The sequence below is a fragment of the Lysinibacillus sp. DFXJR4 genome, assembly GCF_057196045.1.
The window spans coordinates 82,382-108,515 of record NZ_JBXUNW010000014.1 but is presented as its reverse complement, the minus strand read 5'-3'; the positions used below and the strand labels follow the sequence as shown (position 1 = coordinate 108,515).

The window sequence follows — 26,134 nt, the reverse complement described above, 5'->3', positions numbered from 1 at the left end:
TGATCACCTTTTCCTTATTTTTGATCAGGTTCTCTAGATTGTTGATCACCTTTACCCTTTTTTGATCAGGTACTCCTTATTATTGATCACCTTCTCCTTATTTTTGATCAGGTTCTCTAGATTGTTGATCACCTTCACCTCACATTTGATCAAGTTCCTAGATTGTCGATCACCTTCACCTTTTTTTGATCAGACCCCCTAGATTGTTGATCATCTTCACCTTTTTTTGATCAGACCCCCTAGATTGTTGATCATCTTCACCTTTTTTTGATCAGCTCCTCCTAATCATTGATCACCGTCACCTTTTTTTGATCAGACCCCCTAGATTGTTGATCACCTTCACCCTTTTCTTAATTAAATCCACCAGATTGTTGATTACCTCCCCCTCCCTTTTTTGATGACAACACCCTTTAATTCCTACCTCTAAAAGATGGGCTCTTTTTTTCATTAGTTGAAAAGAGTATAATGTAACGTGGAAATAATCAAATTTTCTATGGGGGGCAATACAAAAATGAATGTACAAACTTTGGAGAAAAGTCTATACAATTTAATTACTGAAACATCTACGAACCTACCGAAAGACGTGCGCCGTGCTATTAAAAAAGCCAAAGAGGCAGAGAATGCTGGCACTCGTGCAGCAATGAGCTTAGACACAATTGCAAATAATATTATTATGGCAGAAGATAATGTATCACCTATCTGTCAGGATACAGGTCTACCAACATTTAAGATCTACACTCCTGTAGGCGTTAATCAATTAGAAATCAAAGCTGCTATTAAAAAAGCAATCAATGATACATCAGCTGATGCAAAGTTACGTCCGAATGCAGTTGATTCATTAACTGGGGCAAATAGTGGTAATAACCTTGGAGAAGGTTTACCTGTTATTAAATTTGAACAATGGGAAAATGACTACATTACGATTAAATTAATTCTTAAAGGTGGCGGCTGTGAAAACAAAAATATTCAATACAGCCTTCCTTGTGAACTAGATGGTCTTGGCCGTGCTGGTCGTGACTTAGATGGCATCCGTAAATGTATTTTACACTCTGTCTATCAAGCTCAAGGTCAAGGCTGTTCAGCTGGTTTCATCGGTGTAGGTATTGGTGGAGACCGTTCTTCTGGTTACGACTTAGCGAAAGAACAATTATTCCGTCATGTGGAAGATACAAATCCAAATGCTGATCTTGCCAAATTAGAAGAATATGTTGTAAAAACAGCTAACACATTTGGTATTGGCACAATGGGCTTTGGTGGAGAAGCAACATTACTTGGCTGTAAAATTGGGGTTATGCACCGTATCCCTGCATCATTCTACGTATCAGTCGCTTATAACTGCTGGGCTTATCGTCGTATGGCTGTGGACATTGACCCACAAACTGGTGAAATCATTAAATGGCACTATCAAGAAGGCGAAAAAATTACATTTAAAGATGAAGTTGCAGCAACGACAGAAGATACGACTACAGATGTAGTGGAACTTACTGCACCGATTACCGAGGAACAAATCCGTACTTTAAAGGTTGGAGATGTTGTATCTATTACTGGTCGTATGTATACAGGTCGCGATGCCATTCACCATCATTTAATGAGCCATGATGCACCTGTTGATTTAAATGGACAGGTTATTTACCACTGTGGTCCTGTTATGGCTAAAGACGAAGAAGGCAACTGGACAGTAAAAGCTGCTGGCCCAACTACTTCTATTCGTGAGGAGCCATATCAAGGTGACATCATGAAAAAATTCGGTATCCGTGCTGTTATTGGTAAGGGTGGTATGGGACCAAAAACACTTGCTGCATTACAAGAGCATGGCGGTGTATACTTAAACGCTATCGGTGGAGCGGCTCAATACTACGCTGACTGTATTAAAGGTGTAGACGGCGTTGATTTAATGGAATTTGGTGTACCAGAAGCTATGTGGCACTTAAATGTAGAGAACTTCACTGCTGTAGTTACAATGGACTCCCATGGTAATTCTTTACATGCTGATGTAGATAAATCATCTTTAGAAAAACTTGCTTTGCATGCAGAAAGAGTATTCTAATAGCAAAGTGAAGCATCCACTGCTGTAAAAATTAACATCATAATAATCGAATGCGGTATTTCTCCAAAGGTGAGACATTTTACCGCACCAATTTGAAAAGCACAGAATATTCCTAGTGAATAGACTGTGCTTTTTGTTTGCTTAAACTTTATATTTTTTTATTGCCAGATAAAAATTCATTTTAAAACTTCTGGCTTTCTTTTCCCAAAAACCTTTGTTATAATAATTCTAAATTATAAAGGAGTTAAATGAAATTGTTTTTCATTTAAAAACTTTACGAAATCATTATATTATAAGGTTTTTGATATTGATTTTCATTATCAGGAGGGATAAGAATGGAATACTCTAATCGAGAAAATATAAATCTAATTGAGAAAGTGAAGGAGCATGCTGAATTACTTGCTGCCCTTATAGCAGGCTTGTTTATCTTACTTGCATGGCGTTTAGATACTAGCGGGCAAACTACGGCTTCTGTTATTTTGTATATTGTTGCATTTTGCGTTGGGGGATTTGCTAAGGCAAAAGAGGGTATTGAAGAAACAATCGAAGATAAGAAATTAAATGTTGAATTACTAATGATATTAGCAGCAATTGGTTCAGCAGCAATTGGTTATTGGACTGAAGGTGCCATCCTTATTTTCATATTCGCAGTAAGTGGTGCTCTTGAAACGTATGCCATGAATAAAAGTAATCGTGAAATTTCGGCACTTATGAATTTACAACCTGAAGAGGCTTGGCTTGTACGTGGTGGCTTTGAACCAATGAAAGTCTCTGTCTCCACATTACAAATCGGAGATCACCTACTTATAAAACCTGGTGAACGAGTACCCGCAGATGGTGTCATATTTAAAGGGCAATCTTCTATCGATGAATCAGCAATTAGTGGCGAACCACTTCCAGTTGCAAAACGTGAAGGCGATGAAGTATTTGCAGGTACGGTTAACTTAAATGGCGCTATTACAATGGAAATGACAAAGCCGAATTCAGAAACATTGTTCCAAAAAATTATTCAGCTTGTACAAAGTGCTCAAAGTGAGAAATCTCCTTCTCAACAGTTTATTGAAAAATTTGAAGGGACTTACGTAAAATTCGTTTTACTTAGCGTGGCGTTAATGATGTTCTTACCTCACTTTTTATTAGATTGGGATTGGTCTACAACATTCTACCGTGCAATGGTGCTATTAGTAGTTGCATCACCATGTGCTCTTGTAGCATCTATTATGCCTGCTACTTTAGCAGCTATTTCAAATGGTGCCAAAAACGGCATCCTATTTAAAGGCGGCTTACATTTAGAGCACTTAAGTGTATTACGTGCAGTAGCAGTTGATAAAACAGGAACATTAACACAGGGGAAACCTGTTGTGACCGACTTTATTGTTCGTGAAGGCATAGAACGAGAAGAGGCATTGTCTGTCCTAGCGGGTATCGAATCACAATCAAATCATCCGCTAGCACAAGCAATCACTTCCTTTGCTAAAGCCGAGGGAGTAATCATCTCTTCTCAAGTGGCAATTAAAGATATTCCGGGTTGGGGTATAAAGGGTTATGTAAATGATATGGAGTATCTCGTTGGGAAACCTGATTTTGTGGGCGCAGAAGAAGCAAATTCCTTTGCAGATGGAGCTACAGCAAAATTAGCTACAGAGGGTAAAACCGTAATTTTCATTCGTGATAAAGACGGTATTGTCGCATTAACAGCCCTTAAGGATACTGTTCGTGATGAAGCAAAAAAAGCTGTCGCATTACTTAAAGAGCTTGGTATTAACGTCATCATGCTAACAGGAGACAACGAGAAAACAGCCAAGGCAATTGCTAAAGAATCGGGTGTGACTGAATATGTTGCAGAATGCCTTCCTGAAACAAAGGTTACTGAGATGAAACGACTACTTTCGCAGCACCAATTTGTAGGAATGGTCGGGGATGGCATTAATGATGCACCAGCATTAGCAACAGCCACTACAGGTATCGCTATGGGAGAAGGCACGGATGTAGCCTTAGAAACCGCAGATGTCGTCCTTATGAAAAATGATTTATCGAAAATTGCTTATGCAGTACGCTTATCCCGTAAAATGCAGCGTATCGTCAAACAAAATATCTTTTTCTCTATTGGCATTATCGTGTTATTAATTGCCTCAAACTTTTTACAAGTTGTTGATTTACCATTAGGTGTAATTGGACATGAGGGTAGTACCATTTTAGTTATTCTAAATGGCTTACGCATGCTTAATAAAAATGTTTAAATAAACAGCCTCGTAATCACTTTTGTGATACGAGGCTGTTTTCATGCTAGCTATCCATTAGTGTATTTTGTTTGAGATATTCCTTTTGTAAAGCCTTTTTCTGCATAGTTGCATTGAGAACTCCACCAAAAATCAATATAATACCTGTGAAATATAACCAGAGCATCAAAATAATAACTCCACCAATACTTCCATATGTAGCAGAATAATTTGCAAAATTACTAATATAAAACGAGAAAGCATACGTTACAGCTAACCAAGAAAAGGTTGAAAACAAGGCTCCTGGCCAAACGCTCATTAACCTCAAGCGCGGGCTTGTATTAGGAACAAATCTGTAGATTGCCATTAATACAAGAAAAATTAAAAGAGGTGGCGTCGACCATCGTAACCTATGCCATATTGTTTCAAACTGCTCCTCAATACCAACAATGGAAAATAGGAAATGTCCAATTTGCTGTCCAAATACAGGTAATAAAAGTGCTACAGCGAATACAAAAACAAGGGCTATCGTGAAAATAAGAGACAGTCCTCGATCCAGTATACTCCCCCTACTCTCTTCTGTCTCATAAGCCTTATTTAACGCTCGAATCAATGCATTAATGCCTTTGGAGGCAGACCATAATGTACCCAATACCCCAATGGATAATAAACTACTATTACGATTGTTTAAAATTTCGTTTAATGTATTCTCGATCAGTCTATATACTTCATCTGGCATGACATTCACTAAAAACGAATACACCTGCGTCGTTTCTAAATTTAAATATGGTAGTAAAGTGACTAGGAAAATCAGTAGTGGGAAGAAAGATAGTAAAAAGAAATAAGCCAACTGGGCAGCAAGAGCTGATATTTCAACCCGTTGTAAGCGTAGTAATAAATCTTGCAGAAAGCCCCTAGAGGTTGTCATATCTACACTATCCTCATCTGGCTTAACAAATGATTTCACCACACCAATTGCTGTATGTATGGACGTTTTATTCTTTTCCATACAATTCCCCTCCTATCAGACAAGCTATTCTTTATGAGGTAAAGAAAAGGCTGATTTTGTATCATTTATCATTTCCTGAATTGTGGAAGGTAGCTCCTTAAATTCATCCACTTTTTCAGCTATTGTGTTGACATTTTCTGATACACTTTCACAAAGTACTTTTGCTGCCAATACCTTTTCCTCAACTAAAACCTGTAATTCATCGCGATTAGCCGCATAATACGAAATTGCTTCCTTCATCTTTTGTGTAGAAGCTATTGTTTTTTCGCGAGTAGTACGATCCAGCATACTTAACGCAGCACCAACTACCGCGCCTGTTACAACAGAAATTAATAATTTACTTTGACCCATAATAAAAACCCCCTGCGTTTGTGTAAATGTATATTCCCTAAAATTTCTTCAGTAAACAATAAACAAGCTTATAGCCATTATCTATAGTTGATTTTCGTTCCCACTAAGCATTTTCCATAGATACATTCAGCTTCATAATCACCTTATCCTAATCCTTAGAGCCAATAAACGACTTACTGCCCTTATTCTACCCAATAACAGTCTATTTTTAAAGCAATGCCCAAATACAGTGTTGACATTTTTTTTATTCAATGAAATGATATGTGCGAGGATGACGAAAGGAAGGTTTCAAAAATGGATTTATCGGTACCGTCAAAAGAGAACGTTATTTATATGGTTGACCAAATGAAAGACAAGCTACGTATGGTAAATGTTGATGCCATGAAATCAGAAAACTTTGATGAAGCAAATTACGAAGACTTAGTTTATTTATACGAAATGGTGATGAAACGGGAATCCTTTAGCCCAAGTGAGATGCAGGCAATTGTTGCTGAATTAGGATCGTTACGCAAATAATAATTTTTAGAGAGAAAAAGCTATTAGCAAAGGATCAAAGCCTTTTGCCAATAGCTTTTTTCTATTGTGTACTTTTTGCTTCTGAACCATCCTCAGTAACAAATGGTAGTATTAATACTTCAACTCGGCGGTTTTTCGCACGCCCTTCTGCAGTATCATTTGGCGCAATAGCTCGGTTTTCGCCGTAGCCTTTAAAACTGAAATTTGTAGGATCTAACTTCGAATTGCTGATCAGTAAAATATTAAGGAAGTTTATTGCTCGCATTCCCGATAATTCAAAGTTAGAGGAGAAGGCAGGTCCAGCTGGAACATTATCAGTATGACCAGTAATAACTATATTACGCGCTGGATCCGATACTAATACGTCCGCAAGCTCCTTAGCAATCGGTTTATATTCTGGTTTAATGGTTGCTTTACCTGAATCGAATAGAATACTATCACGAATTGTTACAAGCAGACCTTCATCCGTCATTTCTGTTGCAAATTGACCTTCCATCTCATGAACAGCAATAAAATTTTCAACACTATCTTTAATTTTAGCTAGCTCCTGCTGATCCTTTAAATAGGCTGAATTCTGCTGTATTTGTTGTGGCGTTTTATCACTTTCTGCATTCGGAGTTTCTACTGGCGAAGGCTGCTCTAAAAAGCTTGTACCGCCATCGAATACCTGATTAAAAACTGCTGACATTCTTTGCAATTTCTCTTGATCTACGGAACTAGATGCAAATAGTATAATAAACACAGCTAATAGCAATGTTAAAATATCTGCATATGGTACTAACCAGGACTCATCAATATGATCCTCATGCTTTTTTTTCTTAGCTTTCTTTGCCAAGACCACCCGCCCCGCTTTCACCCGAAATTTGACGACGTTCTTCCATCGTTAAATAAGAAGCAAGTTTTTGTTCAATAACACGTGGAGCCTCCCCTTCTAAAACCGAAAGAATCCCCTCAATCATCATTCTTTTTTGTTTAACTTCTACGGCAGATTTACGTTTAAGCTTATTTGCAAATGGGTGCCATAAAACATAACCAGTAAAAATACCTAATAATGTAGCCATGAAGGCAGCGGAAATAGCGTGCCCCAGTTTTTCGATATCATTCATATCTGCGAGTGCGGCGATTAACCCTACTACCGCACCAAGTACCCCTAAAGTCGGGGCATATGTACCTGCTTGAGTAAAAATTGCAGAACCACTAGCATGACGATCTTCCATTGCTTCAACCTCTTCCGTTAAAACATCACGGATATAGTCAGCATTTTGCCCATCAATTGCTAATGTAAGCCCATTTTTCAAAAATGGATCTTCAATCTCTGAAGCCTTACTTTCGAGTGCCAATAATCCTTCACGACGAGCTAAATCTGCCCATTGTGAAAACATCTTAATAATTTCTATATCATCCGCTAATTTAGTTTCTTTAAAAAGAATCTTAAATAGCTTTGGTACTCGCTTCAATTCCTTCATAGGGAAGGCGATTGTTACAGCGGAAATAGTACCGAAGATGATAATTAGAATGGCTGCTGGGTTATAAAATGCACCTAAGCTTACTCCCTTTAGCACCATCCCTGTTAATAGCGCTATAAACGCAAGTATTAACCCTACAATCGACGATATATCCATTCTAGAACCTCCAAATCTACTATTAATGTTATTTTCGTCTATTTTCCATATTTTTAAATATATAATATAGTATAAATGTATTTCACTAATTTTTCGATGTAATAAATGCTTTTTATTCACTTTAAAGCCATATTTGATTATATTGAATTAAGAATAGTACACTAAATTGTCTTTTTTAGGAAGGAGCTAAGAATTTGTTATCATCTTTTAACACAAAATTACTAAAATATGCCGAATTAGCTGTGAAAGTAGGAGTAAATATCCAAAAAAATCAGTACCTCTATATAAGCTGTTCGACCGATAATTTAAAACTAGCACAAATAATTACTAAATTAGCTTATGAAAATGGTGCAAAACAGGTATTTGTTGATTTATCTGACGATGAGCTCGTACGTACCCGCTACGAAAAGGCCCCAAAAGACTCATTTGATTTTTTCCCACCATGGAAGGTTCAGGAGCGTGAGTGGCTTGCAGAGAACGGGGCTGCCTTTTTAAGTATTACTTCTCATAATCCCGACTTATTAAAGGGTATCGAGCATGAAAGAATTATGGCTTTCCAAAAAGCCTCAGGAAAAGCATTAGCTAATTATTATAGTTGGTTACAGGCAGATAAATTCAGTTGGACAGTTATTGCCGCTCCCTCAAAACAATGGGCAGCAAAGGTATTTCCTCATTTGTCAGAAGACCAACAAATGAATGCTCTATGGGAAGCGATTTTTGACGCTACACGTATCAATCTCGAGGATCCAGTTGCTGCTTGGCTAGAGCATGATCAGCAATTACATAGCAAAGCTGATTATCTAACTAGCAAACAATATAAAGCATTACACTATTTGGCGCCAGGGACAGATTTGACGATTGCCTTACCGTCAAAACATGTATGGACGGGCGGAAGTAGCGAAAACATACAAGGGCAAACTTTTATGGCAAATATGCCGACTGAGGAAATTTTTACTGCACCTCTTAAAACAGGTGTAAACGGTTATGTATCAAGCACTAAGCCTTTGAGCTATGGCGGAAATATTATTAATAATTTCAAGCTAACATTCAAGGATGGCCGAATTGTTGACATAGTAGCTGAGCAGGGCCAGGAAATTTTAACCTCTCTTATCGAAACAGATGAGGGTGCACATTATCTTGGTGAAATAGCATTAGTGGCACATAAATCACCTATTTCACAATCTGGTTTATTATTTTACAATACATTATTCGATGAAAATGCCTCTAATCATTTAGCTATAGGTAATGCCTATGCCTTTTGCATTGAGGGTGGCAAAGAAATGTCCTCTGAAGAATTACTTGCAAAGGGACTTAATCATAGTTTGACACATGTGGACTTTATGATTGGCTCTGAGCAAATGAATATAGAAGGAATCACTAAGGACGACCAAAAAGAACCTATTTTCCGCAATGGTAATTGGGCAATTTAAGTGATTCATTCCTACTAATTTTTTTCTAGGTAAGGGATGTTATTGATGTCATAAATTATCCTTAGATTTTCCTAGTAACCTATTGTATAATTAATTTAGATAATATACTTGATTATTTCTAGTAAGGAGGAACTTTTATCATGTTTTTAACGACTGTACTAGGCTTTTCAGCCGTTTTATTAATCGCTACAGGATTCTTCATCCATTATCTACAAGTTGGTTTAGATTCTAAATCTTCAGTAACTGTAGATCCAAAACCAAAAGAAAAATATTAATGTCATAAAAACAGCTACATTCTAGTAGCTGTTTTTTTATGAACTTTTCTTTTGAATCGCTAAATAATTTACTAAACTTCTTTCTTTTTCGTAAAAATTGCGTGAATATTGTCATTATTATTTGCATATTTAAAGATTTGCTCTAAAATATTTTTGTAGGGAAGGGAGCAAACTTTCATGACAATGTTACAAGATATTCTAAAATTTAATGTAGATTTTGTTCAAGAAAAAAAATATGAGCCTTTTATTACAACTAAGTATCCTGATAAACGCATCGTTGTCTTATCTTGTATGGATACTCGTCTTGTTGAGCTATTACCTAAAGCGATGAATTTACGAAATGGTGATGTAAAAATTGTTAAAAGTGCAGGCGCATTAGTTAGTCATCCTTTTGGTGCAATTATGCGTAGTTTACTTGTAGCGGTTTATGAGCTACAAGCAGATGAGGTGTACGTTGTTGGGCATTATGACTGTGGTATGAGTGCAGTTGATCCTGAAGCAATGCTTAGCAAAATGGTGAATCGCGGAATTAGCCCAGAAACTATCAAGATGATGGAATACTCTGGTCTAGATTTAAAGGAATTTTTACGAGGCTTTGGCGACGTAGCGACAAGTGTAAAGAAAAGTGTTGATACTATTCGCAATCACCCATTAATGGTTAAGGATGTTCCTGTCCATGGATTAGTCATTGATCCAAATACAGGTCGACTTGATTTAATCGAAGATGGTAGTCTTTATCAAGGCTAAACACCATTTTCACATCCAAATAAAGGATTAATAGTCAATGCAGATAAAAAGAGTCTATCCTTCATTGTTTGAAAGATAGACTCTCTTTTATTCATCCTCTAAACAAGCATACATGTAATGATCTACCCATTGACCATTGATGTACAAAAGCTTCCTTAACAATCCTTCACGTTGAAATCCTGATTTTTCTAAAACTCGAATAGAAGCATTATTTTGTGTTGACACATAGGCCTCTACACGATGTAAGCCTATTTGGTCAAAAGCAAAACGTACGACCATTTTAACAGCCTCTGTTACAATCCCTTTCCCAATATAAATCTCATCCATCGCATAGCCAACAAAAGCACTTGAGTAAGGTAAACGTTTGACTGCGTAAAGCGCAATATGCCCAATTAGATTATTAGTACCTAGCTCGTAAATACCAAAAGTAAATTCTCTTTTTGAATCCATTAAGTATAGACTTTCTTGAATTTTTTTATATTGAGCATCAACTGTATAATATTCAGGTCGTTGTAACGGCTCGTATGTAGACCAAAAGTATTTATTACGGCTTACGAGACCAGTTAAACTTTGTGCATCTTTTTCTTGGAATGTGCGAATGTAGCATTTCTCTCCTCGAATTGATACCACATTTCCACCCTTTTTCCTTAATAAATTCCAAATTTTAAGCACCATTTCTCCACACTAGCCTTCCGATAATTGTCTTACTTGGACCATGCTTCACTCAAAAATAAGTTAGTCACTTTATTGTATGTAAAAAAAGATGCTGCTACAACTAAAACAGCTCGTATTGTTTGCACAGCATCTTACCATCATTATTTTGTTTTCTTCTTATTTTTCGATTGATCATTTAGTGTTTCAAGGCTTGAAGATTCCTCATCTTCTAACTGAGCCTTGTCTAAAACATTTGTTACATGAAGCCCCCGCTTTTGTGCTTCGCGTTCAATATGCGCAATAGTTTCTTGTAGCACCTGCACACGTGCATATTTTTTATCGTCCCCTGCAACTAAAATCCATGGCGCATTCTTTTTGTCTGTTTTCTCAAACATATCATTCGCTGCTTCTACATACTGAAGCGACTTTTCGCGATTACGCCAATCTTCTTCTGTTAATTTCCAAGACTTATAAGGGTTTTGCTCACGTTCAGTAAAACGTTTGAGCTGCTCTTCATCTGAGACATGAAGCCAAAACTTAATAATTATGTAATCCCCTGCTGTTAAGATCTTTTCAAAGTTATTAATTTCCTCATAAGCTCGAGACCATTCATTCTTTGTTGCAAAGCCTTCAATTCGTTCCACTAAAACTCGTCCATACCAAGAACGATCGAAAATAGCGATTTGTCCATGCTGTGGAAGCTTTCTCCAAAATCGCTGTAAATAGTTGTAGCGTAGTTCATGGGGCTGAGGAGCAGAAATCGGATGTACCACATAGCCTCGCGGATCAACACGTTCAATTAGACGTTTGATGGCCCCTCCCTTACCTGCTGCATCCATACCTTCAAATACTAAAATTAGCCCAATTTTATTTTTTAATAAAAATTGTTGTGCATTTAACATTTCATATTGGAGTACTTTTAATTTCTTTTTATACATTTTTTTATCGAGTTCAATAGATAAATCTAAATCGGTTAAATTTTGAGCCATTAAATTTCACTCCTTCTATTTGGATTAATCCTATTGTACTAAAGAAACATTTAGATGCCTATACAAATGGTAAATTGTAGATAATTTCAGCAAAACAACGCGATACATTGTTGGGAATTTCCGTTATAATGGGAAGAGTGCAGTCCTATACTTATTTGTCTTTTCCCTATACAATTTAATATGAAGGGAGAGGAAAACATGCCTCAATTTTTTTTGATGACAATCACTTATATTGTCTCAGTCATCCTAACCTTTTCATCCTTTTTCATGAAAATAAATGGTCAATCTTCGTTAGACATCTCTAATCGTTTTCCTGTTGTATTTGCACCTTTTAATGTTAGTCATGTAATTTGGATCGTCATTTATATGTTACTTGGTTATTGGTTAGTCATGAATTTTAAAAAGACAACAATTAAACAGACTGTTCTTTTTAGCAGCATATGTATATTGCAGATTTCCACGGTAATCGTGTGGCATCAGGAGTTATTTATCGCATCTCTTGGCAGTACATTACTTTTAGTCTTCTGTTTGTTTTCGCTGTACAATACATATCCTCTTTGCGACAAGTCATTGACAGGACGCATCCCTTTCTCTATTTACTATGCATGGTCGACATTTATGTTGATGACAGATACAAGCTTTACATTAACAGCTTATGGATGGAACGGCTTTGGTCTTAGCAATCCTCTATGGGCAGTCATCTTATTGACAATTGGTGTTGCCATCGCATTACATATGCGCTTCCATCATTTCGATATTATGTATCCATCTGTTTTTATTTGGGCTTATATTGGAATCGCGTTACATAATGGTTTAGAAGAGCTACTTGTAACAACAGCTGCATTATTTTTATGTGGTGTACTATTAGTCGGTATACTTTTCATAAAAAAGAATCCTGCCACCCAAAAATAATTGGGTAGCAGGATTTTTATTATGCCTCATCTAATGAAGTTAGAATAATTGGTTTGTCTTTTGTCACAATGATCGAATGTTCAATTTGGGCAACAAGTGATTTATCTGGTGTAACAAATGTCCAGCCATCACCAGCTTCAACAATATGCTCTGCCTTTGCTGAGATAAAAGGCTCAACCGCAAGTACCATGCCCTCTTTCATAATGGTAGAATCCCATGCATCATAATAGTTTAAAATATGATTTGGCTCATCATGTAAGGAACGACCTAAGCCATGACCTGTTAGGTTCATAATCACCGTTAAGTCATTGGCATATGCTTCACGCTCAACTGCTTTTCCAATTTGATTTAATTTTGACCCAGCTTTTACTTTTGTCATTGCGCGATCGAAGGCACTTTTTGCCACACGACATAGTTTTTCTTTATCCTCATAGCCTACACCCACGACAAATGAAATTCCTGTATCTGCAAAGTAGCCATTTAAAGAACCAGAAACATCAATATTAACAATGTCTCCCTCTTGAATTACGCGTTTTCCTGGAATACCGTGAGCTACTTCCTCGTTGACACTGATACATGTATATCCTGGGAAGTCATATTCTCCTTTAGGTCCAGAAATCGCACCTGCCTCAGTAAACATACGACCGGCAATTTCATCGAGTTCAAGTGTTGTTACACCAGGTTTTGTCGCAGCCTTCATTGCTTCACGAATTTCGGCACAAATACGACCGATTTTTTTAAAGGCTTCAATCTCTTCTTGTGTTTTTACAATCATTTATAACGTCCCTTTCATCTAATATCTACACTTTAATATAACATAACTTGTTTGACATAAAACGCTAAACGCTTTAAATATTGTATGCCCTCATAAATTGCAAAGTGCTGAAATGTAACAATATTTTACAGCGAGTAAAATTTATAATAGCCAAATCTAAATACAAAAAACCCTCCACTACTGTGAAGGGTAGAGTATTTATGATTTTCGTTGCATTAATTGTGGTGCTGCTGTAAATAATAGAACACCGACAATGGCAGTTAAAACTGTTGCTGGTAACATATATGTTCCATTATAAATAATTGAATAAATCCATGCATTTTGATCGCCAGCATACTCTGAGAAAAATACCGCGCCAGCAACGGTATGTGCTGCATAGCGTAAAAAACCTGCCAATACAGTTCCTACAATAATATATAGCGCCATTTTCGTTTTGTTTAGATTATTGGCAGCCTCAAGCACTGGTCGACGAACAATTGCTACCAAGCCGACTACCGTAAAGGCAAAGCCATAATCGAGTAAGCCCTGAAACCAATGCACAATTGTAGCACCAAACATTGTTTGCATAACACCAATAAGAAAGCCCGTTGTCAGTCCAGGCAAAAGCCCCCAACGGAAGGCTATTAAAATTATTGGTACCATCACTAGACTAACAGAGCCACCTTGTGCCCATACTTTAAAGGAAATCTGATCTAGCACAAGACCAATTGCTGCAAATATCGCAATCTCCACAAGCATTAAAAGTCTTTTTTTGTCCATTTTATTCTCTCCTTTGTTCCGATGTAGGATACAAGAGCAGGAATAGAAATCAAATTACTTTTTGACTCTATCTGGCAAAAAAAAACAATGCCAGGACAGAGCCTCACATCGTACAAGTGTCGGTTTCTATCCACATCCCTACGCAAGTGTTAACTTACAGGTTCAAAGAGTGAAGGCATTACGTGCCCAGTCTCAGCTGACATCATCAGCTCCCCTTGTGGTCGTTACATCTTTTTTATTTGAACAACCTCATTGTACGCAAATACGGATATGATTACAACTCTAATTTCACAATATTTTTTGAAACTTTGCTGTTTTTCATGCGTAAATATTAAAAAAGGAGGTACAACTATGGAGAACCAAAAAATTTTATCTGCCTTTAGTTATCTTAGCGTCTTTTTCGCACCCTTTATTGTGCCGTTAATTGTTTACTTTGTTTCTAAAGATAGTGAAGTAAAAAGACACTCTATTCGAGCACTTATTTCGCATTTAATCCCAGTCGTATTTGGTATCATCTTCTTTGCTGTTTTTGTCTTCTCAACTATATCCTTTAACACTTTTGACCCTGGATCAGGTAGTAATACATTTATAATCGTTTGGTTTGCATCATTTGCCATTTACTTACTCGTCTCATTAGGGATTGTTATTTGGAATATCGTGCAAGCGGTTCGTGTTATTCGTTAATGTTTCATTTCTAACATCAATTTCGCCTTGGCGTAATTGTGTCTGGATTTTAAATTGTGCCTGCACAATTCATTCCTTTGAAAATCCGTGACATCCGCCGGAGGCTTTATCTTCGTTCAGTAGGTGTTTGGACACCCATTGAAAAGAAACCAAAACCGCATTCATCTCACCACCTATAGAGGTAGGAGTCTTCTGCTGAATGAAGATAAAAAGGTAGAACTAATAGTAAAAGGAGCTGTTATTTTATGAAAGTATCTAAAGTTGTCAAAACCGCCGTAAAATTAGCACCTATCATTATACCCATTGTAAAAAAAGTAATTGCCGCGAAGAAAGGAGCCCCTTATTCTTCCAAAGACAGCTATAAAAAATAATACCCCTAAACTCATTTTAAGGTAAATATCTAAATTAAAAATCTGCTCTCTTTTACTGGTAAGCGTCATTCCAATCCCTTAGGATTTGAAACGCTTACTTTTTTATGGCAGATTTTTTTATGCCTCAAATAACTGTATTCTTATACTTGGTATAGCAGATTTATATTAAAATAGGGTTTAGCACTACAGATGAGGGGTTGTTTATAATAAATAGCGAAAAACAATTAATGAGCTTGGTTAATGCAGCACAGGTCCTAACTTCAACACTCGATATTAACCAAGTATTAGAAAAACTGATGAGTGAGGTGCTCCATGTAATTGAAGGTGCTGATGCAGGGGTATTGTTTATGTTGAATACAGAAACTAATCGTCTTGTTGCCAAGCATGCCATTGGCTATGACCTGGCTTATTTAAAAAAGATTCACCTTGCCTCAAATGAAGGGATGACTGGAAAGGTATTTTCCCAAAAACAAGCGTTTAGATTCCACTCTAGCAGCGATGTTACAGAAAGCATGGCGGATTTATTTCCACAGTATGAAGAAAACTATACAAAAGCAGTTGGTGATTTTACTTACCCCAAAAGTGCTGTTTGTGCTCCACTTCTTGATAAAAGTAACTCATGCATAGGGGTATTAACAATCGTCAATTTTTCAGGAGATACACAGTTTGAAAATAGCGATTTAACGATGTTACAAGCATTTGCAAACCAATCCTCTATTGCGATAGAAAATGCAAAATTATTTACTCAAAACGAACGCTCTAAGCGCATTTATAATGCTTTAACACGGGTTTCCTTAACACGGGGTCGACTAAGCGATATGATTGATACGCTTGCATCATTACTTGGCCAGTCTGTAGCCATTATGACAGATTTTTACGATTTACTTATCGCATCTTCGCCTACAACTAAGTTTGCTACTGACATTTTAAAAGAACAAAAATCAATGCATCTTGATAAAGTTGTACAGCAATGTGAACGACATCAAGTATACATACCAATCAAAGATGAAACTTATGTAAGTTATTTGTTTCCTATTCATACAGAGCGAGGTGTTATAGGAGTACTATTAATCGTTATGAATCATCATTTACAGATGGACCCTTTAGATTTATTTGCAGTGGAGCAGGCAAGTGCACTATTTGCCTTACAGTTAGCAGAGGAAGAAAAGGAGCTAGAAAATTCCTTTAAATATGATGGATATTTGCTACAACAGCTTTTAAGCTCAAATTTCAATGCCTTTTATAAACGTCAAGAAGCTCATCAAACTTCTCATTACTTATGTGCTACTCTACAACTTGATGGGAGTACATATCATGTTGCTCAAACAAAAAGAATGCAGCACCAATTTAGTAAACTTCTATATCGTTTAACTCGCTTATTTTCCTTACCAGTTTTTATCTCGGAGCATGATTTACACTATCATTTTTTATTTATGAACAATTTGCGAGTTTCAGTCGAACAGTTTAAAGAGCGTATTCAAGATTTTTTTGTACTCCTCGAAAAGGACTCGACAAAGTACAATTCACTATCGTTTATAGTTGGTCTCGGAAGACACTTTGACACAATTGAAAACATTTTCAGTTCTTATCGGGACTCCACAAAGTGTATTGACTATTTGCAGACATTAGAACAGGCACCATTCATCATATCCTATGATAAGCTTGGGCCTTATACACTTTTTTTAAATAATGACCCACAGGAAATGGCTGAGTATGTAGGACTGAAGCTTGGCCCAATTATTGAATATGATAATCAACATAAAACCGATTTGTTATATACACTAAAGCTATTTTTTGAACATAATCAAAATCGAAAAAAAACAGCCGAGGCTTGCTTTGTACACCTAAACACCATTAAATATAGACTCCAGACGATTTTTTCATTAATAGAGATTGACGAGCAAAATGGCAAAACTATGTTCGAATTAAATCTTGCTATCTATATGTTTTCATACTTACAAAATATAAAATTAGCCAAAACAGACAAAGGATAGGTCTTATCTTTGTCTGTTTTCACATAGTATTTTCATAGTATTCATTGTTATACTAAACCCTACTTGTTGAATTTTCTGAATATTTTTATTAAGCAGGAGGGCTGTCTAGGTATGGAAATATGGAGTTTATTTACAATTATTGCATCGCTGGCTTTATTAATATTTTTAGCATTACGTGGCTTTAGTATCATTATTATTGCCCCAGTAGCCAGTTTAATCGTCATCATTTTAAATCAAATGCCTATTTTAGAGTCATTACAAGGCAACTATATGAGCGGGTTTATAAATTTTATGAAAAACTACTACCTCATCTTCTTATTTGCCGCAATTTTCGGAAAATTTATGGAGGAAAGTGGTGCTGCACGTTCAATAGCTGAAAAACTTTTAAATATTATGGGTCGTCATAGTAAATTTAACGCGCTAATGGCAGTCGTAATCATTTGTGCTTTTTTAACATTAGGTGGCATTAATACATACGTCGTAATTTTCGCCATTTTACCTATTGCTAAACCATTATTTAAGGCTATGAATATACCTTGGCATTTATTTACGGGAGCATTTTTCTTCGGAATGGCAACATTTACAATGACCATGCTACCTGGTTCACCATCTGTACAAAATATCATTCCAACAAAATATCTAGATACAACAGCTACTGCAGCACCTGTTGTTGGGATTGTTGCTACAATCACCATCATTCTTTTTAATTGCTTCTATTTAAAAAGACAATTATCTAAAACAGAGGCACGTGGTGAAACATATGAAAATATGAAAAATCCTGAAAAACAAGATTCAAAAGCATTTGAGGCAAGTGAGAAAAGATATCCGCCATTTGTCTTAAGTATTTTACCACCCATCTTCTTAATTGTTACGTTAAACGTTTTTAAGGTTGATATCCTTTATACATTGATGCTTACTGTGCTTCTCTCTATTATGATTTTTTGGAAATTCATAGACAACAAGCTCCAAGCAATTAATGTGGGTGCAACAAATACCGTTCTACCAATTGTCAATACAAGCGCTGATGTCGGGTACGGTACAGTTATTGCAGCAACTGCAGGCTTTGGTGTAATTACAGAAATGCTTGCCAATATCCCTGGAAGTCCTTTAATTTCTCTTTATGTCGCTATTGCAGCACTTGCAGGGATTACAGGTACTGCCTCTGGTGGACTTGGAATTGCAATGGAAACACTTGCTCAGACCTATTTAGATTTAGGGGTTGATCCAGAGGCACTTCATCGCGTTGCGACAATTGCCTCCGGTAGTTTAGATTCATTACCGCACAATGGTGCCGTTATTACTGTATTGGCTGTTATAGGATTAACACATAAAGATGCCTACAAACATATATTTTTTGTTTCAGTAATTGGGCCCATTATTGCAGCAATACCGGCATTAATTACTGCGATCATACTTTATTCTTAGGTCCATACGCTCGATTATTAATTAAACCGTAGGAGATGAACAAACATGAAAGTCTCACTTTTCGCAACATGTTTAGTAGATATGTTTCAAACAAATGTGGGCAAAGCAACTGTAGAACTTCTAGAACATCTTGGCTGTGAAGTCATTTTTCCAAAGGAACAAATTTGCTGTGGACAACCTCCTTATAACGCAGGCTATGTTAATGAAGCAAAGGAAGCCATGAAAAATATGATAAAAGCATTTGATGGTGCTGAATATGTCGTCTGCCCTTCTGGTTCTTGTGCTTATATGTTCCGAGAATATGAAAAAGTTTTTGTGAATGATGTTGAATGGGCATCTCGTGCAAAACAATTAGCTGAAAAAACGTATGAGTTAACACAATTTATCGTAGAGGTTCTTGGTATAACAGATGTGGGTGCTAGCTTCAACGGAAATGTGACCTATCACATGTCATGCCATATGACACGTTTACTTGGAGTAAAAAGCGCACCTTTAATGTTACTAGAAAATGTTAAAGGCTTAACATATACTGAGCTTCCTAACAAAACAACTTGCTGTGGTTTTGGTGGAACTTTCTCTGTAAAAATGACACCAATTTCAGAGCAAATGGTTGATGAAAAGGTACAACATATCATTGAAACTGGTGCCACTTATTTAGTTGGTGCGGATGAAGGCTGTTTAATGAATATTCGTGGACGTGCAGAACGATTAGGTGCCCATATACAGGTACTTCATATAGCTGAAATTTTGAATTCTCGAAAAGCGGAGGTGCATACATCATGCCAATGAAGGTCGGTAATGAATCATTTAATAATCGTGTTGGTGAAGGCATTCAAAATACTTTTATGCGCAGTGCCGTTTCGGGTGCACAAGATCGTTTGGAAACAAATCGTCAATTAGCTACTGAGGAGCTTGGTCATTGGGAGGAGTGGCGTTCTCTTGGTGAAGAGATCCGTCAGCATGTACTTGCAAATCTTGATTATTATTTAACGGAGTTAAGTGAGCAGGTTGCTGCACGAGGTGGGCATGTTTTCTTTGCGACTACTGCTGAAGAAGCCCAAGCTTATATTGCTAATGTCGCTAAGGAAAAAGAGGCTAAAAAAATTGTCAAATCAAAATCGATGGTAACAGAGGAAATAGACTTAAATCATTATTTAGAAGAGCATGTTGGCTGTCAGGTTGTTGAAACTGATTTAGGGGAATATATTTTACAACTAGATAATGATTTACCCTCACATATCGTGGCACCCGCCTTACATCGAAAGAAAGAACAGGTGCAGGAAAGCTTCCAATTTCATCACCAATATGAAGGCTCTGAACGTCCTGAGGAGCTAACAAAGCATGCCCGTAAAATGCTGCGTGATGATTATTTATCAGCTGATATCGGTATTACGGGTTGTAACTTTGCGGTGGCTGAAACTGGTTCTGTTTGCATCGTAACAAATGAAGGAAATGCTGACTTATCAACAGCACTACCAAAAACACAAATTACCGTAATGGGGATGGAAAGACTTGTCCCAACATTTGAAGAGCTCGAAGTACTAGTCAATATGCTAACAAGAAGTGCAGTGGGCCAAAAGCTTCCTAGTTATGTAACTGTTTTAAGTGGACCTCGTCAAGATGGTGATGTAGATGGACCAGAAGAGTTTCATTTAGTTATTGTTGATAATGGACGGTCTGAAATTTTAGGTAGTGAATTTCAAGCAATCTTACAATGTATTCGCTGTGGTGCATGCGCTAATATTTGTCCTGTTTATCGACATGTAGGTGGTCATTCATACGGTTCAATATACTCCGGACCAGTTGGGGCAGTCTTATCACCTTTGCTGGGTGGCTATGATGACTATAAGGAGCTACCATTTGCTTCAACACTTTGTGGTGCTTGTACAGACGTTTGCCCAGTAAAAATTCCGTTACATGAATTACTGCATAAGCATCGACAAACCATTGTAGAAAAAGAAGGTCGTGCCCCTATATCAGAGCGCTTCCTTATGTCTATTTTCGGAATTGGTTCCTCATCAAGTGGTATGTATAAATTCGGATCTAAGGTTGCATCGAGTGTTTTAAAGCCATTAACAAAAAATGACCAATTATCTAAAGGCATTGGTCCATTAAAAAGTTGGACAACTATTCGTGAATTCCCTGCACCTAAAAAAGAGCGCTTCCGTGACTGGTTCGAAAATAGACAAAAAGGAGATGAGTGAGGAATGGTAGGCAAAATTCAAAATCGCGAGACATTTATTCGTCAATTATCCTCTAGACTTCAACGATTATCTACTCCTGTGCATGTAGAGCGTCCTCAGTGGCGGTATTCACCACAACATAAAACATTACAAAACTTATCTCAGGATGAGCTGTTGGTCACATTACAAAAACAATGCACACGTATCAATACGAACTGCGTCGTCACATCCTCTGCTGATTTAGCTATGACACTGGAAAAAGTCATTGACAATTATGATGGTGGGCCAATTATGACTTGGCAGGATGAACGATTTGACGCATTTGGTCTGACAGAGCTTTTTTCAAATACATTACCTAAAAAACAAATCGAACTACATACTTGGGACCCAACAATCGGCAGAGATAATATAGCACTAGTAGAGAAGGCCAATATAGGAATTACAATTAGTGATATTACACTTGCGGAATCCGGTACAGCTGTACTTTTTAGCAATCCACATCATGGTCGTACTGTGAGTTTCTTACCTACCAAGTCTATTATCCTAATACCAAAAAGCTCGATTGTGCCTCGAATGACACAGGCAGCTATACAAATTCGGGAGCGTCTACAAAATGGAGAAACTCTCGCCTCTTGTGTTAATTTTATATCTGGTCCTAGTAATTCTGCTGATATTGAAATGATTTTAGTCGTTGGAGTTCATGGTCCAATTTACATGACCTATATCATTATCGATGATTTATAGAATCCATTTCGTCTTGACGTAATTGTAGCCGCCGCTGCCGCTACGCTTTCGCGCAAAAAACATCTGCCGCTGTCGATATAAAAAACATTTGCTAAATGAAGATAAAAAAAGAGGCGTATCGTTTTACGCCTCTACTTCACTTCAAAATAAGTTTGACTATGACCATTCATTGTTTTTTCAACATGTAACACAGCTGGCATTGTAGCTTTTAACTCTGCAACGTGAGAAATAACGCCAATCATACGTCCAGAATCCTGTAAATCAATCAATGTATCAATTGCTTTATTTAAGGCTTCTTCATCAAGTGATCCGAAGCCCTCATCGATAAACATTGTTTCAATATGAATATTCCCCTGAAAGCTTTGAATGACATCTGCCATACCAAGGGCAAGACTTAATGATGCATTGAACTTTTCTCCACCCGATAATGTTTTCACATCGCGTAATTGATCTGTGTAGGCATCATAAACATCTAGCCCTAGACCACTTTGCTTAGCATGCTTTTCTAATCGATCAGAACGTCGAAGCTCAAATTGTCCATTGGATAAATGCTGTAAACGTACATTTGCTGCCTCTGTGATTTTATCTAAATAGTTGATTTGGATATAACGCTCAAAGGATAACTTTTTCGTATTCTGACCATTTAACATGGCATAGAGTTCCTTCACTCGTCCTGCTTCCTTTTCAAGTAAACGAATCTCTTGTGCTGTTTCTTCGATTTTTTCAACAAAGTCTTCACATGCTTTTGCAAATCCTTTCATTTGCTGTAACACTTTAAATGCTTCCTCATATGTTACACGGTATATCTCTAGCTTTTCTTCCATTAACGCTAAATCTTGCTTCTCCTTTCCTTGAAGATGTTTAGCTCCTTCAGTAATTTGTACCTGCAATGTGTGTACTTGTAGCGTATAATCACTACAAGCCTTCCGTAGAGCCTCTACTTGAAACTCACTACGCTTCGCAGCGGCAAATTCTTCAAAATTTTCAAAGCCTGCGATTTTCATACTTTCTGAAAATTGCTCACGCCTTTCATCCATTTTCTGCTTGAATTCCTCGAAAGCCTGTTTGGTTATTTCAACAGCCTTTTTAGCACCATTTACCGCTTCCTTTGAAGTTTGTAGGCTTTGTTGGCTGGTATGCCAAGCAGTTTGTAATACGACCTTCTGTGAAGCGATAGCCGCAATTGCCTGCTTTAACGACTGTAATGTCTTAATATTTTCAGGGATATGCTTTTGCTGTTCCTCCACAATTGCCCGTTGCTTTGTTAATTCCTGCATCTGGTCAGCTAAATATCGCTCTAACTTTATGTGCTTTTCTTGTAGCAACTCCAGACTTCCACGTTGTTGCTTTTGTTTCAAGCGTACATCAACTAATTGCTGATTGACTATTTTTAAAAAGGTAATTTGTTGCTCTACATATTGTAAGGAAACTACTATTTGCGCTTGATTAGTTTGATCGATATGATTAGTCTCCAGCTGCGCTAGTGCCTCTTGTAAAAGCTGCTTAGTGGAGTTCAATAAAGCTTCTTTCTCCAAAAACTTACGCTCATTAGTTGTTGCCTTTACCCGTAAAGCTTCCACCTGGGCTAACTCAATACTCTCCAATTGTTCTAAATGTGTTTTGAAGTGTGTTGTACTACCGCAAACTGGGCAAGGCTCCCCATCTTTAAGCTGCCGAGCTAAGATACTTGCTTGGCTAGTAATCCATTGCTGTTCTAGCTTTTGAAGAGCTTGTTTACTTTCTTGGTTACGGACATTAGCAGTCATTACATCCTGCTCAATTGTCTCAACTGCTTTTGTATACTTTTCAACTTGCGCTAGTAATGATACTTGTTCCTTTAGCTTGGGCAGTTGCTCTAAATAACTTTCATATGGTTCTAGCTGTTTTTCATATTGCTCAATTGTTGTTGTTAATTGCTGTAATTGCAGTTGTTCTTTTTCCAGCAATGCAACATTATCTGCTAGTGACCGTTTGGCTGTAACGACATATTGCTCAGCTAGTTGCATTTGCTGAAGATTATGCTCATATGCCTCAAATTTCGGTAATAATGCTTGGAGCTGTATTTCTTGCTGTAGTATGCGCTGTCGTTCAGGCTCTTTTGCCTCTTCAGCGTTAAACTTTTCTTGTGCAACTATCAGCTGAGCCTCTGCATTTTGCTGTTCCATCAACGCTTGTTGATAGGATTGTTCTTTTCTATTTAACTCATTGCGTAGATCGATACATTGTTGCTCAACTAACACTAGCCGTTCTGCTTTCTCTGCCAAAGCAATCTCACGTTCCTTAACAGTATATACATCCTGTTCTTGTAGCAATGCTTGCAGTTGGTTTTGACGTTTGGATTGCTCTTCAAATTGTTCATTCAGTGTTTTTGCCATACTATAATATTCTTGTTCTTTTTGATGATGAGCATAGGCTTCCTCATAGCGCTGTTGCTCTACTTGAATACATTCAATATAATAGGCATGTTCCTCTTCCAGTGCCTTTTTCACTTGATGCATGTTTTCGGTATTATCATTTATACAAGTAAATAAAAAAGAAGGTCGCTGTGGTAAGGCTCCTGCAATTTGACCAAGTAAATGCTTCTTTAATTGTTGAGCTCGTAGTAAATCACTCTCTGCTTCTTTTCGTTTGGCATCTAGTTTTTTAGTCATTGCACCGAAGCGATCTGTTTTAAATATTTTACGTAATATAACCTCTTTGTTTGTAGAATCAGAGGTTAATAGCTTGCGAAACTCTCCTTGTGGCAGCATGACAATTTGGCTAAACTGGTCCTTTGTCAGACCTATTATTTCCTGTAGCTTTTTATCTACCTCAAGTGTTTGCTGCTTTTCTACAATACCAAAATCAAGTTTACCTTCTTTGACTTCAGCCAATTCAATTTTCTTACCTGTAACACTTTTATTTTTTACTTTGATATGGCCAGGCTGACGTAAAACATGATAAATCCTGCCATCCATTTCAAAAGTGAGCTCTACCGCAGTATAAATATCATCCTCTGCGAAACCACTTCGTAGCATTGCTGTATCCTGACGATCCTCACCGCTACCTGATCCATATAGCGCATAACAAATAGCATCGAAAATAGTCGTTTTCCCAGCACCTGTTTTACCAGAAATCGCAAATAAACGATGGTCACCAAGCTGTTGAAAATCAATTATTTCTGTGTTTTTATATGGACCGAATGCAGTAATTGTTAACTTCAATGGCTTCATTTTACTGTTTCTCGCTCCTCATCTAATAATTCCTGAAGCATCTCTGTAAAAAGACGCTCTGTATCCTGATCTGGCTGTACACCAATGATATCTGTAAAAAATGAACGGAATAAATCAATGTCATCTACCTTCTCGGACTCGACTGCTTGAATTTCATGTAGTATTTCTGGGCGCATGACTTTCCGTTCGATATGCATTGCATGAGGAAATACTGTACGAATACGCTCCATCGGTGAAGCCACTGGTGTCGTATCGGTTAAACGGACAAATACATAATCTTCATTTGGCGGTAATGCTAATAAATCATCCATCAAGCCCTCTACTATACGTAAATCTCGCCTTGGTAGAAGCTTTCGTTTTGTAACAGTAATATCTCCCTGTGCATCTAGTTCAACGATTAAAAAGCCCTTCTCATGTAAATGCTCAGACAATGAATATTTCAATGGAGAGCCAGCATAGCGAATTTTTTCATTCAACACAAAATGTGCTTTATGTAAATGGCCAAGTGCCGTGTAATGAAAAGGCTTAAATAACGCCGCATCTATACAATCAGAGCCACCTATTGATAGCGGGCGCTCTGAATCACTCGTATTCGCTTCCTCCTCACCATACTTTGTTACAAAGGCATGTCCTACAAACACATGACGCTTTCTTGGATCTAAGCCCTGTCCAATGTGGTCAATAATTTTTTGCATCGCATCTTGGTGAGAACGAATTGTATCATCTTCTAAAATTGTACGAACTGACGAAGGCTCCGCATATGGCACAAGATGAAAATGTACATCGCCAAAATCATCCGCTACAATAATTGGAGCATGTTCCTTCGTAAATTGACCCTTCATATGTAATCCACTATCACGCATTAGACTACTGCCAAAATTCAATCGACCTGCACTATCATGGTTCCCGGCAACCGCCAACACAGGAATTTTTTTTTCAAGCACAATCTCTGCTAAAATATCATTCAGTAAATTAACAGCCTCTATAGGGGGCATTGAACGGTCATATAAATCACCTGCTATAATGATAACGTCAGGCTTTTCTTCATCAATGGCTTGCATAAATTGCTGTAAAATATAGCGCTGATCCTCCGTCATATAGACTCCCTGTACGAGCTTTCCCAAATGCCAATCTGCTGTATGAAATATTTTCATTCTTTGCGCCTCCAATCTATCTTCATTTTATCACGACTGTTAGAATGTTTGATTTACCTTTT

24 protein-coding genes and 1 riboswitch are annotated in these 26,134 nt (G+C 37.3%); of the genes, 14 read left to right on the top strand and 10 right to left on the bottom strand.

Annotated features, from left to right (window positions below; genetic code table 11):
• The first annotated feature begins 511 nt into the window (after nt 1–511).
• Both AC2CGN_RS20360 and AC2CGN_RS20355 read left to right on the top strand, forming a co-directional pair.
• Nucleotides 512–2,047, top strand: coding sequence for a fumarate hydratase (locus tag AC2CGN_RS20360; protein WP_484515891.1), 1,536 nt, complete (start codon nt 512–514; stop codon nt 2,045–2,047).
• Between the two features lie 335 nt (nt 2,048–2,382).
• Nucleotides 2,383–4,287 carry a heavy metal translocating P-type ATPase gene (locus AC2CGN_RS20355; RefSeq protein ID WP_484515889.1) on the top strand — a complete coding sequence of 635 codons (1,905 nt, stop codon included), beginning with the start codon at nt 2,383–2,385 and terminating at the stop codon, nt 4,285–4,287.
• Between the two features lie 46 nt (nt 4,288–4,333).
• Here the strand turns inward: AC2CGN_RS20355 and AC2CGN_RS20350 are convergent, their stop codons facing one another.
• Nucleotides 4,334–5,275: a YihY/virulence factor BrkB family protein gene (locus tag AC2CGN_RS20350; protein WP_484515887.1), complete on the bottom strand. Its 942-nt coding sequence runs from the start codon at nt 5,273–5,275 to the stop codon at nt 4,334–4,336.
• Nucleotides 5,276–5,299: 24 nt separating this feature from the next.
• A complete protein-coding gene (locus tag AC2CGN_RS20345; protein ID WP_286924815.1) occupies nt 5,300–5,626 on the bottom strand; it encodes a YtxH domain-containing protein in 327 nt (108 codons plus the stop codon).
• A 294-nt stretch (nt 5,627–5,920) separates the two neighbouring features.
• Here AC2CGN_RS20345 and AC2CGN_RS20340 point away from each other — a divergent pair, with 294 nt between their 5' ends.
• Nucleotides 5,921–6,142, top strand: a complete 222-nt coding sequence (locus AC2CGN_RS20340) for a DUF1128 domain-containing protein (RefSeq protein WP_283869628.1) — start codon at nt 5,921–5,923, stop codon at nt 6,140–6,142.
• 61 nt (nt 6,143–6,203) lie between these two features.
• Here the strand turns inward: AC2CGN_RS20340 and motB are convergent, their stop codons facing one another.
• A complete protein-coding gene (gene motB, locus AC2CGN_RS20335; RefSeq protein WP_429988105.1) occupies nt 6,204–6,977 on the bottom strand; it encodes a flagellar motor protein MotB in 774 nt (257 codons plus the stop codon).
• The gene (gene motA, locus AC2CGN_RS20330) at nt 6,961–7,764 is read right to left on the bottom strand and encodes a flagellar motor stator protein MotA (protein ID WP_429983071.1); all 804 of its coding nucleotides are present in this window, start codon (nt 7,762–7,764) and stop codon (nt 6,961–6,963) included. Before motA ends, motB begins: the two co-directional genes overlap by 17 nt.
• A 194-nt stretch (nt 7,765–7,958) precedes the next feature.
• Between motA and AC2CGN_RS20325 the strand changes: the two genes are divergently transcribed.
• The 3 genes from AC2CGN_RS20325 (at nt 7,959) to AC2CGN_RS20315 (ending at nt 10,216) form a co-directional block, all read left to right on the top strand.
• Nucleotides 7,959–9,194, top strand: a complete 1,236-nt coding sequence (locus AC2CGN_RS20325) for an aminopeptidase (protein ID WP_429983072.1) — start codon at nt 7,959–7,961, stop codon at nt 9,192–9,194.
• A 140-nt stretch (nt 9,195–9,334) separates the two neighbouring features.
• The gene (locus tag AC2CGN_RS20320) at nt 9,335–9,469 is read left to right on the top strand and encodes a hypothetical protein (RefSeq protein WP_283869632.1); all 135 of its coding nucleotides are present in this window, start codon (nt 9,335–9,337) and stop codon (nt 9,467–9,469) included.
• Nucleotides 9,470–9,646: 177 nt separating this feature from the next.
• Nucleotides 9,647–10,216, top strand: coding sequence for a beta-class carbonic anhydrase (locus AC2CGN_RS20315; protein ID WP_054771975.1), 570 nt, complete (start codon nt 9,647–9,649; stop codon nt 10,214–10,216).
• An 87-nt stretch (nt 10,217–10,303) separates the two neighbouring features.
• On the opposite strand, the gene AC2CGN_RS20310 is transcribed toward AC2CGN_RS20315, so the two are convergent.
• Both AC2CGN_RS20310 and AC2CGN_RS20305 read right to left on the bottom strand, forming a co-directional pair.
• Nucleotides 10,304–10,891: a GNAT family N-acetyltransferase gene (locus AC2CGN_RS20310; protein ID WP_286924811.1), complete on the bottom strand. Its 588-nt coding sequence runs from the start codon at nt 10,889–10,891 to the stop codon at nt 10,304–10,306.
• 140 nt (nt 10,892–11,031) lie between these two features.
• Nucleotides 11,032–11,859, bottom strand: coding sequence for a polyphosphate kinase 2 family protein (locus AC2CGN_RS20305; protein ID WP_484515883.1), 828 nt, complete (start codon nt 11,857–11,859; stop codon nt 11,032–11,034).
• A gap of 198 nt (nt 11,860–12,057) precedes the next feature.
• Here AC2CGN_RS20305 and AC2CGN_RS20300 point away from each other — a divergent pair, with 198 nt between their 5' ends.
• Nucleotides 12,058–12,771: a hypothetical protein gene (locus tag AC2CGN_RS20300; RefSeq protein ID WP_484515881.1), complete on the top strand. Its 714-nt coding sequence runs from the start codon at nt 12,058–12,060 to the stop codon at nt 12,769–12,771.
• 19 nt (nt 12,772–12,790) lie between these two features.
• Here AC2CGN_RS20300 and map read toward each other — a convergent pair whose 3' ends face one another.
• Nucleotides 12,791–13,546, bottom strand: a complete 756-nt coding sequence (gene map / locus AC2CGN_RS20295; RefSeq protein ID WP_286924808.1) for a type I methionyl aminopeptidase — start codon at nt 13,544–13,546, stop codon at nt 12,791–12,793.
• A 198-nt stretch (nt 13,547–13,744) separates the two neighbouring features.
• Nucleotides 13,745–14,305: an energy-coupled thiamine transporter ThiT gene (gene thiT / locus AC2CGN_RS20290; RefSeq protein ID WP_484515879.1), complete on the bottom strand. Its 561-nt coding sequence runs from the start codon at nt 14,303–14,305 to the stop codon at nt 13,745–13,747.
• Between the two features lie 118 nt (nt 14,306–14,423).
• Nucleotides 14,424–14,531, bottom strand: a riboswitch (TPP riboswitch).
• 125 nt (nt 14,532–14,656) lie between these two features.
• Between thiT and AC2CGN_RS20285 the strand changes: the two genes are divergently transcribed.
• The 7 genes from AC2CGN_RS20285 to AC2CGN_RS20255 all read left to right on the top strand — a co-directional run bounded on the left by AC2CGN_RS20285 (nt 14,657) and on the right by AC2CGN_RS20255 (nt 21,706).
• Nucleotides 14,657–14,989, top strand: coding sequence for a magnetosome magnetite crystal formation protein family (locus AC2CGN_RS20285; RefSeq protein WP_484515877.1), 333 nt, complete (start codon nt 14,657–14,659; stop codon nt 14,987–14,989).
• 245 nt (nt 14,990–15,234) lie between these two features.
• Nucleotides 15,235–15,360: a hypothetical protein gene (locus tag AC2CGN_RS20280; protein ID WP_286924805.1), complete on the top strand. Its 126-nt coding sequence runs from the start codon at nt 15,235–15,237 to the stop codon at nt 15,358–15,360.
• A gap of 227 nt (nt 15,361–15,587) precedes the next feature.
• On the top strand, nt 15,588–17,354 hold the full coding sequence (locus AC2CGN_RS20275; RefSeq protein ID WP_484515875.1) for a helix-turn-helix domain-containing protein: 1,767 nt from the start codon (nt 15,588–15,590) through the stop codon (nt 17,352–17,354).
• 111 nt (nt 17,355–17,465) lie between these two features.
• Nucleotides 17,466–18,779, top strand: coding sequence for a GntP family permease (locus tag AC2CGN_RS20270; RefSeq protein WP_429989533.1), 1,314 nt, complete (start codon nt 17,466–17,468; stop codon nt 18,777–18,779).
• Between the two features lie 45 nt (nt 18,780–18,824).
• A complete protein-coding gene (locus AC2CGN_RS20265) occupies nt 18,825–19,568 on the top strand; it encodes a (Fe-S)-binding protein (protein ID WP_429989532.1) in 744 nt (247 codons plus the stop codon).
• Nucleotides 19,559–20,983, top strand: coding sequence for a LutB/LldF family L-lactate oxidation iron-sulfur protein (locus AC2CGN_RS20260; RefSeq protein ID WP_429983081.1), 1,425 nt, complete (start codon nt 19,559–19,561; stop codon nt 20,981–20,983). The genes AC2CGN_RS20265 and AC2CGN_RS20260 overlap by 10 nt, the downstream gene beginning before the upstream one ends.
• A gap of 3 nt (nt 20,984–20,986) precedes the next feature.
• A complete protein-coding gene (locus AC2CGN_RS20255) occupies nt 20,987–21,706 on the top strand; it encodes a LutC/YkgG family protein (RefSeq protein WP_484515872.1) in 720 nt (239 codons plus the stop codon).
• Nucleotides 21,707–21,837: 131 nt separating this feature from the next.
• Here AC2CGN_RS20255 and AC2CGN_RS20250 read toward each other — a convergent pair whose 3' ends face one another.
• A complete protein-coding gene (locus AC2CGN_RS20250; protein WP_484515870.1) occupies nt 21,838–24,918 on the bottom strand; it encodes an SbcC/MukB-like Walker B domain-containing protein in 3,081 nt (1,026 codons plus the stop codon).
• Nucleotides 24,915–26,072: an exonuclease SbcCD subunit D gene (locus AC2CGN_RS20245; RefSeq protein ID WP_429988115.1), complete on the bottom strand. Its 1,158-nt coding sequence runs from the start codon at nt 26,070–26,072 to the stop codon at nt 24,915–24,917. The genes AC2CGN_RS20250 and AC2CGN_RS20245 overlap by 4 nt, the downstream gene beginning before the upstream one ends.
• Nucleotides 26,073–26,134: the final 62 nt, after the last annotated feature.

Excerpts from the sequence above, each read along its gene's own strand:
- AC2CGN_RS20360 (WP_484515891.1), top strand. The coding sequence starts at position 512 with ATGAATGTACAAACTTTGGAGAAAAGTCTATACAATTTAATTACTGAA.
- AC2CGN_RS20305 (WP_484515883.1), bottom strand. The coding sequence starts at position 11,859 with ATGGCTCAAAATTTAACCGATTTAGATTTATCTATTGAACTCGATAAA.
- AC2CGN_RS20345 (WP_286924815.1), bottom strand. The coding sequence starts at position 5,626 with ATGGGTCAAAGTAAATTATTAATTTCTGTTGTAACAGGCGCGGTAGTT.
- AC2CGN_RS20245 (WP_429988115.1), bottom strand. The coding sequence starts at position 26,072 with ATGAAAATATTTCATACAGCAGATTGGCATTTGGGAAAGCTCGTACAG.
- AC2CGN_RS20320 (WP_283869632.1), top strand. The coding sequence starts at position 9,335 with ATGTTTTTAACGACTGTACTAGGCTTTTCAGCCGTTTTATTAATCGCT.
- AC2CGN_RS20315 (WP_054771975.1), top strand. The coding sequence starts at position 9,647 with ATGACAATGTTACAAGATATTCTAAAATTTAATGTAGATTTTGTTCAA.
- thiT (WP_484515879.1), bottom strand. The coding sequence starts at position 14,305 with ATGGACAAAAAAAGACTTTTAATGCTTGTGGAGATTGCGATATTTGCA.
- AC2CGN_RS20355 (WP_484515889.1), top strand. The coding sequence starts at position 2,383 with ATGGAATACTCTAATCGAGAAAATATAAATCTAATTGAGAAAGTGAAG.
- AC2CGN_RS20260 (WP_429983081.1), top strand. The coding sequence starts at position 19,559 with ATGCCAATGAAGGTCGGTAATGAATCATTTAATAATCGTGTTGGTGAA.
- AC2CGN_RS20310 (WP_286924811.1), bottom strand. The coding sequence starts at position 10,891 with ATGGTGCTTAAAATTTGGAATTTATTAAGGAAAAAGGGTGGAAATGTG.
- AC2CGN_RS20255 (WP_484515872.1), top strand. The coding sequence starts at position 20,987 with ATGGTAGGCAAAATTCAAAATCGCGAGACATTTATTCGTCAATTATCC.
- AC2CGN_RS20350 (WP_484515887.1), bottom strand. The coding sequence starts at position 5,275 with ATGGAAAAGAATAAAACGTCCATACATACAGCAATTGGTGTGGTGAAA.
- AC2CGN_RS20300 (WP_484515881.1), top strand. The coding sequence starts at position 12,058 with ATGCCTCAATTTTTTTTGATGACAATCACTTATATTGTCTCAGTCATC.
- AC2CGN_RS20275 (WP_484515875.1), top strand. The coding sequence starts at position 15,588 with ATGAGCTTGGTTAATGCAGCACAGGTCCTAACTTCAACACTCGATATT.
- map (WP_286924808.1), bottom strand. The coding sequence starts at position 13,546 with ATGATTGTAAAAACACAAGAAGAGATTGAAGCCTTTAAAAAAATCGGT.
- motA (WP_429983071.1), bottom strand. The coding sequence starts at position 7,764 with ATGGATATATCGTCGATTGTAGGGTTAATACTTGCGTTTATAGCGCTA.
- AC2CGN_RS20270 (WP_429989533.1), top strand. The coding sequence starts at position 17,466 with ATGGAAATATGGAGTTTATTTACAATTATTGCATCGCTGGCTTTATTA.
- AC2CGN_RS20280 (WP_286924805.1), top strand. The coding sequence starts at position 15,235 with ATGAAAGTATCTAAAGTTGTCAAAACCGCCGTAAAATTAGCACCTATC.
- AC2CGN_RS20250 (WP_484515870.1), bottom strand. The coding sequence starts at position 24,918 with ATGAAGCCATTGAAGTTAACAATTACTGCATTCGGTCCATATAAAAAC.
- AC2CGN_RS20285 (WP_484515877.1), top strand. The coding sequence starts at position 14,657 with ATGGAGAACCAAAAAATTTTATCTGCCTTTAGTTATCTTAGCGTCTTT.
- AC2CGN_RS20340 (WP_283869628.1), top strand. The coding sequence starts at position 5,921 with ATGGATTTATCGGTACCGTCAAAAGAGAACGTTATTTATATGGTTGAC.
- AC2CGN_RS20265 (WP_429989532.1), top strand. The coding sequence starts at position 18,825 with ATGAAAGTCTCACTTTTCGCAACATGTTTAGTAGATATGTTTCAAACA.